Below are 14,012 nucleotides of genomic sequence, written 5' to 3' on the forward strand. Positions count from 1 at the left end.
CCTACAGGCGAAACCAATAGATGATTAGGCCGCAACAATGCGATAGTTCGTCCCACTGATAGAACAATAGAGCTCAACCATGCAAGACCTCAATGATCTTTACTATTTCGCCAAGGTGGTTGAAGCCGGTGGCTTCGCAGCGGCCGGGCGTTTGCTCGGGATTCCCAAGTCGCGCTTATCACGGCGCATCGCTGAGCTGGAAGAACGTCTGGGCGCGCGCCTGCTGCACCGCACCACCCGACAACTGAAGCTGACTGCCGTGGGTGAACGTTATCTGCGGCACTGTCAGGCGATGCTGCTGGAAGCCGAGATGGCGGATGAAGCCGTCGCCAGCATGTCCAGCGAACCTCGCGGGCGTTTGCGGGTGTCCTGCCCCGTCGGGCTGGCCAACCAAATTCTGCCGACAGTGATTAGCGATTTCCTTGAAAAGTTTCCTCAGGTTCAACTGGAAGTCATGCTGCTCAACCGCCGTGTCGATCTGGTGACCGAGGGCGTCGATGTCGCGCTGCGGGTGCGTGAGTTGGGCGACGAGGATCCGCTGCTGGTCACTCGACGTTTGCGCCAGGCACAGATGGCGCTGGTCGCCAGCCCCGCGTTCTTGCACGGACGTGAAATCAACCACCCCGAAGACCTGAAAAACCTGCCCGTGCTCGGCGCCCTGGAAGCCGACCGCCTGGTGCATATACGCATGCTCAACCAACAGGGCAAAAGCTTTGAGTTGAGCCTCGAAGCGCGATTGGGCATCGATGACTTTATCGTGCGCAAGGCCTGCACCCTCGCTGGCCAGGGTTTTACCATGCTGCCGATGATGTATTGCGAGCAGGAACTGGAAAACGGCTCGCTGGTGCAGTTGCTGCCCGATTGGTCGCTGCCTGGCGGCTGGCTGCAAGCGGTCTACCCTCATCGACGCGGGGTGATGCCGGCCGTACGCGCCTGGCTCGACCATTTGATCGAATCATTCAATGCCTGCGGGGACCGACTGATATGAAGGCTGGACGTATGAGCGAAGAGGACGTCGCGCAATTCTGTCTCGCGCTGCCGGGAGCGCGGGAAGACTACAAGTGGGGTGGCGTACGGGTGTTTTCGATTGCGGGGAACAAGATGTTTGCTTTGCAGAATCTGCGGGGCGAATCCCTGGCCTTCAAGGTCGACAAGGACTTGTTTCTCGGTCATTGCGACCGCCCGGGAATCCGCCCGGCGCCGTATCTGGCGCGGGCTCAGTGGATCATCATGGAAACGCCCTACCCTGTGGGCACCGAAGAGCTGCAAGGCTTGTTGCAGCGTTCCCATCAATTGGTGGTGAGCAAGTTGCCCAAGCGTACCCAGGTCGGACTGCTGCTTTAAAACAGCGCCAGCAGATTGGCCCCCAGGAACAATTGATCGATCCAGAACACTTGATGCAGCAGCACGATCACCCAGAAGATCAGCTGAAACGACACTTTGCGCGTCTTGTGCCGAAACAGCTGCTGTGCCAGCAAGGCGCCCGGCCAGCCGCCGGCGAGTTCCACCGCATGCAGCACGTTCTCCGGCGTGCGCCAATGGTCGGCCCGGGCCTTGCGCTTGTCGCTCCAGTACAGAAAGAACGCCAGCATGCTGACAATCCCGTACGCCGCCAGGGGAATTACCGAAACCCCGCGCAGCCACAACGACATCGCGCCGAACAGCGGCAGCGCGCACAGCACCGCGAACACCAGCAGTTTCAGCCGTGGTTGCTGGATCTCTCCTCCAGGCTTGCGTCCGGGCTTGTTGCGCGAGCTGCCATCATTCATGGCTTGACCGCGGTCCAGTCGATCCAGCCGAACTGCCAGGTGGCCAGGATGACCAGGCCGAACGCGATGCGATACCAGGCAAACGCCGCATAGCTGTGGCTGCCGATGAACACGAGCAAGGCTCTGACGGCAATCATCGCGAAGATGAACGCCGTCACGAAACCGATCGCGAACACCGGAAAATCAGCCGGAACGAACAGGTCGCGATACTTGTAGCCTGAGTACACCGCCGCGCCGACCATCGTCGGCATCGCCAGGAAGAAAGAAAACTCGGTGGCGGTCTTGCGCGACAAGCCGAACAGCAAACCGCCAATGATCGTCGAGCCGGAGCGCGAGGTCCCAGGAATCATTGCCAGGCACTGGGCAAAACCAACTTTCAGCGCGTCTTTCCAGGTGATTTCGTCGACGGTGTGGGCATGCACTTCATGCTGACGCTTCTCAGCCCACAGCATGACGATACCGCCCACGACCAACGCCGTGGCCACGGTGATCGGGTTGAACAGATACTCGTGGATCAGATCAGCGAAAATCACCCCCAATACCACGGCTGGCAGGAAGGCGATCAGCAGGTTCGCGGTAAAGCGTCGAGCGCTCGGCTGCGTCGGCAAACCGATAACCACATCGAATATCTTGCGGCGAAACTCCCACACCACCGCCAGAATCGCCCCCAACTGAATAATGATGTTGAAGGCCATGGCCCGCTCGCCACCGAAGTTGAGCAAGTCCGCCACAATAATTTGGTGACCGGTACTGGAAATGGGCAAAAACTCCGTCAGCCCTTCTACAACGCCTAAAATCAATGCCTGCAAGGCCGTCCAAAGATCCATCAATCCCCCAAAGGCGATGCGTAAAAGCATGCCCCGTTAATATGTGTCAGAGCGTTAACTGCGATCAGCGTAGCTGACGTCCCGCGCGCACAGGATTCAGACGAAACCATAAAAATTCCGTGAAAAATCAACTTGAATTCAGGTTTTTCCGTGCGGGGCCGAAATCCTATCAGACAAGTCCGATTAGCGCTGCCGCGTTATTGGACTTGGGTCGGATATGACCGATAGGCAAAGTGTGGTTGGATGCTGGCGATCATTCATTACAAGAAAAAAAACCGGAGTGGCAGCGTTATGAACAGCTTGCGCAGTTTGTCGATCAGCCGACGTTTGTGGCTCATCTTGATCGTGGCCGTGATGATGCTAATGACGTTGGGCGTTTTGATGCTCAAGCAGATTCACGATGACCTGTACCACGCCAAAGCTCAGAAAACCCAGCATGTGGTGCAAACCGCCAGCGGTATTCTGACCTATTACCACGACCTCGAAACCGCCGGCACCCTCACCCGCGATGCTGCGCAGAAGCAGGCACTGACAGCTGTTCGCGGTCTGCGCTATGACCAGAATGACTACTTCTGGATCAATGACCTGACGCCGGTGATGATCATGCACCCGGCCAATCCGAAACTCGATGGCCAGAACCTCGCGGCAATCCGCGACCCGGATGGCTTTGCCCTGTTTAACGAAATGGTCGCCGTCGCCAAGAGCAAGGGTGCCGGCACCATCGACTATCGCTGGCCTAAACCGGGGGCCAGTGCGCCGGTAGAAAAAACGTCCTACGTCAAACTGTTCGAACCCTGGGGCTGGGTGATCGGTTCGGGCGTGTACATCGATGACATGCAGGCCGAGTTCTATAGCCAGGTTTGGAAGGCCTCGTTCGTGGGGCTGGTGATTGCCCTGATCATGGCGCTGTTGGTGATCCTGATTGCCCGCAGCATCGTGCGTCCACTGCAGGAAACCGTGAACGCCATGGCCAACATCGCCAGCGGCGAGAGCGACCTGACCCGCAGCCTCGACACCCATGGCCAGGATGAAGTCACGCAACTGGCACGACACTTCAACGCCTTCACCGCCAAGCTGCGACTGGTGATCAAAGAACTGCAAGTGTCCGCCAGTGCCCTGGGCCAGTCGTCCAGTGAACTGGGCAACGACGCCGCCCAGGCCCAGCAACGTAGCCAGCAGCAGTCGCAACAAATGGAACTGGTGGCCACTGCCATCAATGAAGTGACGTATGGCGTTCACGATGTTGCGAAAAACGCCGAGCACGCCGCCAGCGAAATGCGCGATGCCGAGTCTCAGGCGCAGCAGGGCCAGATCAATATCGATGGCAGCCTGCAACAAATTGACAAATTGTCGTCCACCATCGATCAGGCGGTGGAAGTGATTCGCACCCTGGCCGCCGAAAGCACGCAGATTGGCAGCGTCCTCGAAGTGATCCGTTCCATCGCCGAGCAAACCAACCTGCTGGCCCTCAACGCGGCCATCGAAGCCGCCCGGGCCGGCGAGCAAGGCCGCGGTTTTGCGGTGGTGGCCGATGAAGTGCGACTGCTGGCCCAGCGTACCCAGAAGTCCACGGCCGAGATCCAGTCGATGATCGAGCGCCTGCAAAGTCATTCCGAAGCGGCGGTCAAAGTGATCGGCGACAGCAGCCGTGCATCGCAGTTGACCATCGAGCAGGCCGGTCTGGCCGGTGCAAGCCTGAATGCCATTGGCCAGGCGCTGCGCAACCTCAACGGGTTGAACGCCTCCATCGCCAGCGCGACCTTGCAACAGGCGCATGTGGTCGAGGACATCAACCAGAACGTCACCCAGGCAGCCGGGTTATCCCACAGCACGGCGCTGGCGGCCGAACAGTCGAGCGTGGCCAGCGTTCACCTGAAGGAATTGAGTGAGCAGTTGAACGGTCTGCTCAAGCAGTTCCGGGTGTAACCGCCTTTGTAGCAGTTGCCTAGCTCGGCAGCTGCTACAAAGGACAGCGCACGCCGGTTCTACTCGGTAGCGTCTGCCGTTACAATCCGCCCCTCCTCTTAAACTTCCCCCAAGGAACCGCCATGTCCGGGCTTGAACTGTTTGCCGCCACCCTCGGTGTCATTGCCGTTTGGTTGACCGTCAAACAGAACCCCTGGTGCTGGCCGATCGGCCTGGTCATGGTGCTGCTTTATAGCTGGATCTTTTTTGAGGTGAAGCTGTACTCGGACATGCTGCTGCAGGTGATTTACGCCGCGTTGCAGCTCTATGGCTGGTGGCAGTGGACGCGTGCGGGGGATGCGCACCAGGGTCGGCAAGTCAGCCTGCTCGACGGTAAATCGGTCGCTTTCGGCCTGGTCATTGGAGCGGTCGGCAGTTTGTTGTTGGGTGCTGCTATGGCGAACTGGACCGACGCCGCGCAGCCTTGGCTCGATGCTGCGCTGACGGGCTTCAGCCTGGTGGCGCAAGTGTGGATGGCGCAAAAACGCGTGCAGTGCTGGCCGCTGTGGATCGCCCTGGATGTGATCTTCGTCGGGCTGTTTATCTACAAAGAGATGTATCTGACCGCCGGGCTCTACGCATTGTTCACCCTGATTGCCGTGCAAGGCTGGCGGGAATGGCGGGCCGATCCGGCACTGCGCACATGAAAGTGTTGGTGCTGACAGGGCCAGAATCCAGCGGCAAAAGCTGGCTTTCGAGTGAGATTCACGCCAATTTTGGCGGCATATTGGTCGGTGAGTACGTTCGGCATTTCATCGAAAATGAAGCCCGCGTAACCTGCTACGAAGACATTTCACCCATAGCACATGGCCAGCTGGCTTGGGAAGATGAAGCACGCGCCCAACAACCGTCACTGTTGATTCTCGATACGCACCTCTTAAGCAATATCCTTTGGAGTCGCACTTTGTTTGGCGCTAGCCCGACGTGGATCGAGCAAGCATTGCTGGCACGGCACTATGACCTGCATTTGCTGCTGAGCCCTGAAACCGTGGCCTGGCATGACGACGGGCAGCGTTGCCAACCGCAACTGGCAGAACGCCAGGCGTTTTTCCAGGCCAGCCGTCAATGGCTTGACCTGCACCGCCAGCCTTTCCAGGTACTGCAAGGTGATTGGGAACAGCGCAAGGACGCGGCATTCGAGGCTGTGACGCGCTTGCTCAAGGCCTGACAGGGTACCCCTCCCTGCCGAAAATGTCCGTTCCTGAAACACCCGTCCCTGCGCAAACCCTCGAGTTAAAGCGGCTCGAGCACGGCGTCAAGAAAATGTTAAGCCACTGATACAACCCGCCTTCAGCGCCCTTAGCGAGCAATGACGCCAGCATGGACGGCGATTTTGTTTGGTTCTGTCTCAGTGGCGTTACAAATTTTTTTTAATCACCTCAACATTTAAAGCCAATCAACTGTTTTTAAAAGAAAAACAAAAACCGGCACACCTTCTGCTCTCTTCCTTGCAACGCTGATAAGGGCCAGCGTTCCATTTACAGAAGGAATTGCCGCTGTGGGGAAATTTGATAAAAAAATCTATAGCCTCCTGCTGATCGGATGCGCACTGGGCTCAAGTGTTTGCCTGCCTGTACAGGCTGATAACGGCATCATTGTTATCAAACGTGATGTCCAAACGCGCAACGCAGTGCAACCGCCGGTGGCTCCCGACCCTAACCCCACGACCGCCAATGCCAACCCGTCCAAACACATCCTCAGCCAAACGAACGAGTTGAGCGACGGTGACTTTGCCAACGTCGCCAGTGGTGCAGGCATCTCCCGCCTGGTCGCTCAAGGTTCCAACAACCTGGGCGGCAATATCACCAACCAGACCCAGCTTTCCAATCTCCCCGCTGGACGTTCGGGAAATTCGGGTAACGGTATTGCCAGCATGGTCAATTCAAACATCCAGCAAGGCCTGGGTGCTCTGAAAGTCGTAACGGGAGACCGTTAAGATGAATCGTACGCTGCTGATTATCGCCATGTTTTGCAGTGCATCGACCTTTGCCCAACCTCCCGTCATCAATAACGCCGACATCGACGGTTCGGGCATGCAGTACCAGGGCAACCTCGCGGTCAACCAGGCTGCGGGCGATCAGCAGCAACAGGCCAACGCCCGGGCCATCGCCGTTGGCCATGGAGCCAGCGCGACCACACAGATTCGCCAACGGCTGCGTACGCAAGTCGACCCCAGAATCGATGCCCATTCCAGCATTCAAGGCGACTCCTTCAGCCACGGCAACGGCGTACTGGGCGTCAACCAGAGCGCGGGCGCCAGCAACCAGCAAGCCAATGCACTGCGTATCAGCGTCAGTGCTCAGCCGCAAAGTATTGACGACAGCGTCCTCAGGCAACAGAACGTGACGCTGATCACCAACTCCGACCCAACTGACTCTGCACCAGGCTATCGCCAGGTCGCTACCAGCGATCAGGCCTTCACCGGCAGCCGTGGGGTGATCCAGTTGAATCAGAGCGCCGGGGTGGGAAACCGAACGGCCAATACCCTGAGCGTACGGGTCATGGATTGACCCAAACAGGTAAGAACAACACTTAACCTAAAATAAGTACGGAGAATCACCATGAAACCTTCGATGGCAATAAAGCCTCTGGTTTTTGCAATTGCTGCGGTCTTGGCTGTTGCTGCACAAGCTGGTCAGAACGATCGACGTGGTGGCAACCACACCCCTCGTCCAATATGGATCCATACCGACGCGACCGCCAATGCGAGCGATAGGCAGAACAGTACCGGCAACCGCATCTACAACGAAGGGACTCAGAACTCAGCCGAGATGAGCAGCTCTGGCTCAGGTTCGAGCGGCAACGTCGGCATCAACGTGGCAGCAGGCGCGGGCAACCAACAAGACAACGCGGCCGCCATCGCAAACGCTGGCTCCGACTCCAGTCTCGATAACAGCTTCGTGTTCGGCCATGCCAACGCCAGCGCTAGAGTCCAGCAACACAGCAACAACAACAAGGTCTACAACCACGGCACCACAAACTCTGCCGTTATGAGCGGATCGGCCGATGGCAGCAACGGCAATATGGGGATCAACATTGCTGGCGGCGACCTTAACCAACAGAAAAACACCATGGCAATTGCCAACTCCAACTCCCCGCTGGGTAGCGCAAGAGCCACCGCCTCTGCCAATCAAGACGGTCCTGGCCTGACAGTGAATAACAACGCCGATCGGACGTACCGTGTGGATACGATTACGGTTACCAACACGGCCAGCGGTAGTTTCTCTAAAGATAAGTCATTCGAGGTTAGCGGCAGTGAAAGCGCTTCTTCGAGCTGGGCCGCGGCCGGTTCCAACAGCTCTAATAGCAGCGGTTCCCTAAGCATTGATGTAAGCGGTTCTTCCGCCAGCAATGCGAGTGGTTCCAACAGCAGCGCTGCGAGCGGTTCCAACAGCAGTTCTGCGAGCGGTTCCAACAGCAGTTCTGCGAGCGGTTCTTCGAGTGCATCCTTGAGCGCTTCCTTGGGCGCTACTTTGGACATTGATAAGGCGGCTTCCAGTTCCACTACCGTCAACAATGGCTTTGGCGATCGCACCCGCAGCAGGAGTTCCGAGTCATCGCTTAGCGCATCGCTTGACGCAACGCTTGACGTAGCGGTAGACAAATCGTTCGAAAAAACGCGCGAATCCTCGTTCGACATTTCTCGCGACTCCTCGTACGACAAATCGCATGAATCCTCGTACGACAAATCGCGCAATTCCTCGTTCGAAAAATCGTTCGATAAGTCGTTCGAGAAATCGAACGCCTCCTCGTTCGAAAAATCGGCCAGTCAATCGTCCGAATCCGAGTTCGCAAAAGCGGGAAGCTTCAGTGAGAGCAGTTCATTTGATTTGAGCAACACCTACTCCTATCAAGTGCTGACTCCAACTGGCTGGGCTAACCCTGTGACCAACACTGCAACCCTGAGCGGTTCGGTGAATGGTGGCAGTGGCAACCTGGGCGTCAACGTGGCTGCCGGTGTGGGTAACCAACAAAGCAACTCGCTGGCCATTGCCAACCAATCGTTCTAATTGCTGTCTCTGGAGGCCCCCTTATGGGGGCCTTTTTTCAACACAACCAGAAGGCATCCCACTATGCGCATTATCGCCTTGGCATTTTTGCTTTGTGTGACCAGTGTGAGCGAGGCTGCACAAATACCGCTTTCCGTCCTGCCGAGCGGCGCGTTGGTGTACAAGCCGATCCAGAGCGTACGCGAGCGCAAATTTTCCGACCTGGTACAACAGAAAACCGACTTCAGTTGCGGCGCCGCTGCGCTGGCGACCATATTGCGCCAGGCCTATTGGCTGGACGTAAACGAAGAACAAATCATCGAGGGCATGCTGTCACACTCCGACCAGGATCTTGTCCGCGTCCAGGGCTTCTCCATGCTCGACATGAAGCGTTACGTGGAAAGTATTGGCATGCGGGCCCGTGGCTACCGGGTAGCGCCGGACACGTTGAGCGAAATCAGAATTCCGGTTGTGGTCCTCTTGGATATCCGTGGCTACAAACATTTTGTGGTCATGCAAAGAGTCGATAAGGGCTGGGTCTATATCGGAGATCCGGTACTCGGTCATAAACGTTACAAAGTCGACGACTTTGTCAAAGGCTGGAACGGCATCATTTTTGCCATCATCGGCCAGGGCTACGACAAAACCAATGCGTTGCTCGACCCACCCATGCCACTGACCGCCCGGAACAAGATCAACGCCATCAACCCGGTGCCGGACGCGGAGTTGCTGGATTTCGGATTCATCCGAAGCGACTTCTTCTAATAACAAGGGAGCACGACGCTCCGGGAGTATCCAATGAAGACTCCAATCTGGCTGGCCGTGGTTTGCCTGGCCGCCAGCCTCCCGACCCATGCACAGACGTTTAAACCCATTGAACTGAATGATCAGGAAATGGCGACCCTGCGTGGCCGCTATGTCATGCCGGGACGGGTCATCAGCTTCGGCATTGTCATGACCAGCACTTGGCAAAATTCCAACGGTGAAGTGATCGGGGCAACTTCCTCGATGCAAATTCAACAATCGACCATCAAGCCACAGTTCTATGTGTCGATCTTCGACGAAAAAGGTAATGGCTCAGCGCGTTCGCAAGGCACCGGTACCGTCACTGGCGGCAGCGGCCTCAACAGCACCGAAGGCGTCACTCAAGTCGTGCGTGTTGCCGGCGACCATAACGCTGCCTACAACAACGTTGATATCAACGTCACAAAGGCTAACCAAGCGCCAGCAACGCAACAGCAGGGCCAGGCATTGGCCGCAGGCTCGACGATGGTCGGCGCCAATGGCGCGGGCTCGCTGAGCATTTCCTCGACCGGTACGGGTGTGCAACTCAACATCGTGGCCAACAACAACCAGGGCAATTCCGTACAACGCCTGGCCCAGGGTGGGCTGATGCAGAACACGACGTTGCTCGGCGGTGGCAACCAGGTCAGCAACCTCACGTCCTTCAATGTCGTGCTGCGTGACAACGTGTCGACAGCAGGGTCGCTGAACGGCAACCTGGACCAGCTCAAAGGTCTTCGCACTCTCGGATTCTGATCTACGCTCAGTCTCATCAGATGAAGTCAGAAGGGACGGCTAACCCATGCACCGATCGTTAACGTTCAAAGCTATCGTTTGTTTGAGTAGCCTGGCCCCGGCCACACTGCTATACGCAGCAACGGACCCCCAGGTCGAAGTACTAAAACAAGAACTCATGGAGTTGAAACAGCGTTACGAAGCACAACAGAACGCGCTGATGGTACTCGAGCAACGCGTTCGCCAAGTCGAAGAAACACCTGCGACACCTGCGCCCAAACGCCTGACCAAATCCCCCGCCGAAACGCCCCGGAGTGGCCAGACGGTGGCCGCCGGTGCGCCGGGAACCACAGGCAGTTCATACGGCCAATCGCTCAAGGATGATTCGGAGCCTGCGCAAAGCGTTTCCAACCTGTATGACGAAGCCAGCGGCTTCTTCGGTGGCGGCAAATTCAGCCTCGAAACCGGCCTGACCTACACGCACTACGATACCCGTGCGCTGACGCTCAATGGCTTTCTGGCACTGGACTCAATTTTTCTCGGCAACATTAACCTCGACCGCATCAAGGCCGACAACTGGACACTCGACCTGACCGCCCGCTACAACACGGGACAACGCTGGCAGTTCGACATTAACGTCCCCGTGGTTTATCGCCAATCAACATATTCCTCCGGTGGCGCCGGTGGCGCCGGCCCGGTGACGTCAGACGCAACCGTTATCCGCGACCCGGCCATCGGCGATGTGAACGTTGGCGTCGCCTACAAGTTTCTGGATGAGTCGGCCAATCTGCCCGACGCGGTGGTGACATTGCGCGTCAAGGCGCCGACCGGTGATGACCCTTACGGCATCAAGCTGGTCAATGACCCGAACAACGATAACCTCTCGGTACCCGAGGACTTGCCGACCGGCAATGGTGTCTGGTCGATCACCCCGGGTATCTCGCTGGTCAAGACCTTCGACCCGGCTGTGCTGTTCGGCAGCCTGTCCTACACCTACAACATGGAAGACTCTTTCAGCGACATCAGTCCTCAGGTCAACTCCAAGGTGCCCGGGGACGTGAAGCTGGGCGATTCCTGGCAGGTCGGCGCCGGCATTGCATTCGCCTTGAACGAGAAGATGAGTATGTCGTTCTCGTTCACCGATCAGTTCGCCCGCAAGAGCAAGATCAAACCGGACGGTGGCGATTGGCAATCGATTTCCAACAGCGATTACAACTCGGCCAACTTCAACATCGGCATGACCCTGGCAGCAACCGATAACCTGACGATCGTTCCCAACCTGTCCATCGGCCTGACCGACGACTCGCCAGACTTTTCCTTCAGCCTGAAATTCCCGTACTACTTCTGATCCGGCACCCACAAAAAACCCGCTTTTTCGGCGGGTTTTTTTGTTGATCCTGTAGGAGCGAGGCTTGCCCGCGAAGAACGATAGCGCGGTGATTCAGTTAAACCGCGTAGCGTTCTTCGTGGGCAAGTCGGATCGCCGCACCGCTCGCTCCTACGGGTCTGCAATCGCTCAACGTATCTGATGCTTGTGCAACAAACGGTAGAAGGTAGGCCTGGATATCCCCAGCACCTTGGCCGCGATGCTCAAATTATCGCTGTGGCGGTTAAGTACATCGCACAAGGCCTGGCGCTCTGCCCGGTGCTTGTAGTTTTCCAGCGTGCCCATCGGCGCGGCAACGGCCTGCTGGCTGATCAGCCCCAGGTCTCGCGCTTCGATCTGTCGGCCTTCAGCGAGTACCAACCCGCGACGTACCCGGTTGGCCAGCTCGCGAACATTACCCGGCCAATCATGCTTGCCCATGGCAATCAAGGCGTCTTCACTGAAGCTGCGCGGCCGGCGGCCGGTCTCATGGCTGTAGAAATGGGAAAAGTGGTTGGCCAGCATCGACAGATCGCCATTGCGCTCACGCAGGGGCGCGGTCGCGACCTGCAACACGTTCAGGCGATAATACAGATCTTCGCGAAAGCGTTTCTTCTCGATCGCGGCCTCAAGATCGACATGGGTCGCCGCCAACACCCGCACATCCACGGGAATCGGCTGGCTGCCGCCCACCCGCTCGATGTGCTTTTCCTGGAGGAAACGCAACAGGTTCGCCTGCAGCTCCAGGGGCAGATCACCGATTTCGTCGAGAAACAGCGTGCCGCCATTGGCCGCTTCGATCCGTCCGACCTTGCGTTGATGGGCGCCGGTAAAGGCACCTTTCTCGTGACCAAACAGTTCGGATTGGATCAAGTGTTCTGGAATTGCGCCGCAATTGATCGCGACAAAAGGTTTGCTGTGACGCAGGGATTGTCGATGCAGCGTGCGGGCGACCAGTTCTTTACCGGTGCCGCTTTCACCACGGATCAACACCGGAGACTCGGTGGGCGCCAGTTTGCTCAGCAACTTGCGCAGTTCGCGAATGGGTTTGCTGTCGCCAAGCAGCTCGTGTTCAGGCTGATCAATGTGAACCGTGCCCTGCCCACGCAGGCGTGCCATCCCGAATGCTCGGCCCAGCGTCACCTGAACCCGGGACACATCGAACGGCAAGGTATGGAAATCAAAAAACCATTCGCAGACAAAGTCCCCGACATTCTGCAATCGCAGGACTTCCTGGTTGAGTACGGCGATCCACTCGGTACCGCTACGGCTGATCAGCTCTTTAACGGCTTCCGGGTGTTCGAGGTGAAAAGGCTGCAAACGCAACAAGCCGACATCGCAGGTTTTGTCGGCAGCATTTTCCAGGGTACAGCTGTCAACGTCCCAACCCACAGAGCGCAAACCCGGCAGCAGACGATGACAGTCGTCGCAAGGGTCCACTACTAACAATCGTCGTAAGGCAGGCGCTTCGATCATGACTGTTCCTTGGCGCCAAATTTAGGAAATATTATTAAAAACAGTCGTTTGGCGGACCTGGCTGTAACATTAGCAAGAATTTGACATGACCTTGTACCGTTTGACTATAGGTCTGTTGCGTTATTAGTTATAAGAAGCAAACTTGTTAGTTACCTATCGAGTTAAACCTTTCATTCAGCTTTCAAAACCTGTTTGAACCTTGAGCCTATGAAGAAAGTTGAAATTTCTTTTAATTGTATGTGACCCACCCCATGGTTGAGCGCATCAGTACAAGTAACCAGCCGAACGGTAAGCCCAACCGACGGCACATCACTTGATTGGGCATACAGAGAGAAGATCCCATGAACGCCCCGCTCCGTATCAACGAAGCTCTTTTGATTGCCGACCGTGCATTTCAGCCTTTCCAATGCGTGGCCTGGGCCCCACAAGACGGCAACGGCGAACTCAGCCTGACCGTTATCGATCGCACCAACACTTGCATCAGCCGCACGCAGATCCCAAGCAGTGCCTATACCGATCCTGCGCAACTTGAATGCCTGCTCAACGAAGCACGCGAAGAGTTGAGCCAGGAAGGTTACAAACTGCAATCGTGGTCGATGCCACACTAAGCATTTTGCGGGTTACTTACCGGTAACCCGCGCCCTCCCCGATTATTAATCGAAGTTGCCTGCAGCCCACTACTTCGCAGGCTTGTCAGTGGTTCGAAAAGACACTGTTCTGGTACACGGCGACCCTCCGCTTATTAGGTCTGACTTGCCTTATACAGTCGCCGCCCAACTTCTGGATCAGGACGACTCGCAAGGAGCTGCGTGCATGTCAATCCAGACAGCGTTTGTCTCACCTGCAGCACTGAACGACGCCGGAACGCTCGATACAACCTTTGCCGGCACCGGCAAAACCCAAGTGTATTTCGCTGGCAGCCTCTCAAGCATGGCCAACGGTGTGGCGATTGATTCACGTGGCAGGTTTAGAAACATTGTTGTAGGAGGCTATTCACTGGATGGCAATTATCTTGCGGTCGTCGCGCGCTATCTGGGGTAGGCCTGGAGTTTGCCTACACTTGATCTTCCCTTGCACTTACGGCAAGTTGCGCACTTCTTAA

Annotated in this window: 16 protein-coding genes; 13 read left to right on the plus strand and 3 right to left on the minus strand. The window is 56.9% G+C overall.

Annotation, left to right across the window (positions count from 1 at the left end; genetic code table 11):
* The first annotated feature begins 79 nt into the window (after positions 1-79).
* Both ACYZTU_RS16140 and ACYZTU_RS16145 read left to right on the plus strand, forming a co-directional pair.
* Positions 80-988, plus strand: a complete 909-nt coding sequence (locus ACYZTU_RS16140) for a LysR substrate-binding domain-containing protein (RefSeq protein ID WP_461964194.1) — start codon at positions 80-82, stop codon at positions 986-988.
* The gene (locus ACYZTU_RS16145; protein ID WP_461964195.1) at positions 985-1,344 is read left to right on the plus strand and encodes an MmcQ/YjbR family DNA-binding protein; all 360 of its coding nucleotides are present in this window, start codon (positions 985-987) and stop codon (positions 1,342-1,344) included. The genes ACYZTU_RS16140 and ACYZTU_RS16145 overlap by 4 nt, the downstream gene beginning before the upstream one ends.
* On the opposite strand, the gene ACYZTU_RS16150 is transcribed toward ACYZTU_RS16145, so the two are convergent.
* Both ACYZTU_RS16150 and ACYZTU_RS16155 read right to left on the minus strand, forming a co-directional pair.
* Positions 1,341-1,769 (minus strand): DUF1294 domain-containing protein, encoded by a 429-nt coding sequence (locus ACYZTU_RS16150; protein WP_461964196.1) that lies wholly within the window; start codon positions 1,767-1,769, stop codon positions 1,341-1,343. The two genes, ACYZTU_RS16145 and ACYZTU_RS16150, sit on opposite strands and share 4 nt — an antisense overlap.
* A complete protein-coding gene (locus ACYZTU_RS16155) occupies positions 1,766-2,596 on the minus strand; it encodes an undecaprenyl-diphosphate phosphatase (RefSeq protein ID WP_461964197.1) in 831 nt (276 codons plus the stop codon). Before ACYZTU_RS16155 ends, ACYZTU_RS16150 begins: the two co-directional genes overlap by 4 nt.
* Before the next feature lie 291 nt (positions 2,597-2,887).
* On the opposite strand from ACYZTU_RS16155, the gene ACYZTU_RS16160 reads away from it, so the two are divergent.
* From ACYZTU_RS16160 to ACYZTU_RS16200, 9 genes are all read left to right on the plus strand, one after another.
* The gene (locus ACYZTU_RS16160) at positions 2,888-4,522 is read left to right on the plus strand and encodes a methyl-accepting chemotaxis protein (RefSeq protein WP_461964198.1); all 1,635 of its coding nucleotides are present in this window, start codon (positions 2,888-2,890) and stop codon (positions 4,520-4,522) included.
* Positions 4,523-4,644: 122 nt separating this feature from the next.
* Positions 4,645-5,208, plus strand: a complete 564-nt coding sequence (gene pnuC / locus ACYZTU_RS16165; protein WP_461964199.1) for a nicotinamide riboside transporter PnuC — start codon at positions 4,645-4,647, stop codon at positions 5,206-5,208.
* A complete protein-coding gene (locus ACYZTU_RS16170) occupies positions 5,205-5,729 on the plus strand; it encodes an AAA family ATPase (RefSeq protein WP_461964200.1) in 525 nt (174 codons plus the stop codon). The genes pnuC and ACYZTU_RS16170 overlap by 4 nt, the downstream gene beginning before the upstream one ends.
* Positions 5,730-6,059: 330 nt before the next feature.
* A complete protein-coding gene (locus ACYZTU_RS16175) occupies positions 6,060-6,497 on the plus strand; it encodes a hypothetical protein (protein ID WP_461964201.1) in 438 nt (145 codons plus the stop codon).
* Position 6,498: 1 nt separating this feature from the next.
* Complete coding sequence (locus tag ACYZTU_RS16180; protein ID WP_461964202.1) at positions 6,499-7,071, plus strand: adhesin; 573 nt, start codon at positions 6,499-6,501, stop codon at positions 7,069-7,071.
* Positions 7,072-7,122: 51 nt separating this feature from the next.
* The gene (locus ACYZTU_RS16185) at positions 7,123-8,571 is read left to right on the plus strand and encodes a heme utilization protein (RefSeq protein ID WP_461964203.1); all 1,449 of its coding nucleotides are present in this window, start codon (positions 7,123-7,125) and stop codon (positions 8,569-8,571) included.
* Positions 8,572-8,634: 63 nt separating this feature from the next.
* Positions 8,635-9,315: a C39 family peptidase gene (locus ACYZTU_RS16190; RefSeq protein ID WP_461964204.1), complete on the plus strand. Its 681-nt coding sequence runs from the start codon at positions 8,635-8,637 to the stop codon at positions 9,313-9,315.
* A 33-nt stretch (positions 9,316-9,348) separates the two neighbouring features.
* Entirely contained in the window at positions 9,349-10,089 is a 741-nt protein-coding gene (locus tag ACYZTU_RS16195; protein ID WP_461964205.1) for a hypothetical protein, read from the plus strand.
* A 46-nt stretch (positions 10,090-10,135) separates the two neighbouring features.
* Positions 10,136-11,416, plus strand: coding sequence for a hypothetical protein (locus ACYZTU_RS16200; RefSeq protein ID WP_461964206.1), 1,281 nt, complete (start codon positions 10,136-10,138; stop codon positions 11,414-11,416).
* 168 nt (positions 11,417-11,584) lie between these two features.
* Here the strand turns inward: ACYZTU_RS16200 and ACYZTU_RS16205 are convergent, their stop codons facing one another.
* Positions 11,585-12,910 carry a sigma-54 dependent transcriptional regulator gene (locus tag ACYZTU_RS16205; protein ID WP_461964207.1) on the minus strand — a complete coding sequence of 442 codons (1,326 nt, stop codon included), beginning with the start codon at positions 12,908-12,910 and terminating at the stop codon, positions 11,585-11,587.
* Between the two features lie 341 nt (positions 12,911-13,251).
* On the opposite strand from ACYZTU_RS16205, the gene ACYZTU_RS16210 reads away from it, so the two are divergent.
* Both ACYZTU_RS16210 and ACYZTU_RS16215 read left to right on the plus strand, forming a co-directional pair.
* Positions 13,252-13,518 (plus strand): hypothetical protein, encoded by a 267-nt coding sequence (locus tag ACYZTU_RS16210; protein WP_461964208.1) that lies wholly within the window; start codon positions 13,252-13,254, stop codon positions 13,516-13,518.
* A gap of 205 nt (positions 13,519-13,723) precedes the next feature.
* Positions 13,724-13,951 (plus strand): hypothetical protein, encoded by a 228-nt coding sequence (locus tag ACYZTU_RS16215; RefSeq protein ID WP_461971205.1) that lies wholly within the window; start codon positions 13,724-13,726, stop codon positions 13,949-13,951.
* Positions 13,952-14,012: the final 61 nt, after the last annotated feature.

It is taken from the genome of Pseudomonas sp. HLT2-19-2 (genome assembly GCF_054898005.1).

Excerpts from the sequence above, each read along its gene's own strand:
- ACYZTU_RS16140 (WP_461964194.1), top strand. The coding sequence starts at position 80 with ATGCAAGACCTCAATGATCTTTACTATTTCGCCAAGGTGGTTGAAGCC.
- ACYZTU_RS16145 (WP_461964195.1), top strand. The coding sequence starts at position 985 with ATGAAGGCTGGACGTATGAGCGAAGAGGACGTCGCGCAATTCTGTCTC.
- ACYZTU_RS16150 (WP_461964196.1), bottom strand. The coding sequence starts at position 1,769 with ATGAATGATGGCAGCTCGCGCAACAAGCCCGGACGCAAGCCTGGAGGA.
- ACYZTU_RS16155 (WP_461964197.1), bottom strand. The coding sequence starts at position 2,596 with ATGGATCTTTGGACGGCCTTGCAGGCATTGATTTTAGGCGTTGTAGAA.
- ACYZTU_RS16160 (WP_461964198.1), top strand. The coding sequence starts at position 2,888 with ATGAACAGCTTGCGCAGTTTGTCGATCAGCCGACGTTTGTGGCTCATC.
- pnuC (WP_461964199.1), top strand. The coding sequence starts at position 4,645 with ATGTCCGGGCTTGAACTGTTTGCCGCCACCCTCGGTGTCATTGCCGTT.
- ACYZTU_RS16170 (WP_461964200.1), top strand. The coding sequence starts at position 5,205 with ATGAAAGTGTTGGTGCTGACAGGGCCAGAATCCAGCGGCAAAAGCTGG.
- ACYZTU_RS16180 (WP_461964202.1), top strand. The coding sequence starts at position 6,499 with ATGAATCGTACGCTGCTGATTATCGCCATGTTTTGCAGTGCATCGACC.
- ACYZTU_RS16185 (WP_461964203.1), top strand. The coding sequence starts at position 7,123 with ATGAAACCTTCGATGGCAATAAAGCCTCTGGTTTTTGCAATTGCTGCG.
- ACYZTU_RS16190 (WP_461964204.1), top strand. The coding sequence starts at position 8,635 with ATGCGCATTATCGCCTTGGCATTTTTGCTTTGTGTGACCAGTGTGAGC.
- ACYZTU_RS16195 (WP_461964205.1), top strand. The coding sequence starts at position 9,349 with ATGAAGACTCCAATCTGGCTGGCCGTGGTTTGCCTGGCCGCCAGCCTC.
- ACYZTU_RS16200 (WP_461964206.1), top strand. The coding sequence starts at position 10,136 with ATGCACCGATCGTTAACGTTCAAAGCTATCGTTTGTTTGAGTAGCCTG.
- ACYZTU_RS16205 (WP_461964207.1), bottom strand. The coding sequence starts at position 12,910 with ATGATCGAAGCGCCTGCCTTACGACGATTGTTAGTAGTGGACCCTTGC.
- ACYZTU_RS16210 (WP_461964208.1), top strand. The coding sequence starts at position 13,252 with ATGAACGCCCCGCTCCGTATCAACGAAGCTCTTTTGATTGCCGACCGT.
- ACYZTU_RS16215 (WP_461971205.1), top strand. The coding sequence starts at position 13,724 with ATGTCAATCCAGACAGCGTTTGTCTCACCTGCAGCACTGAACGACGCC.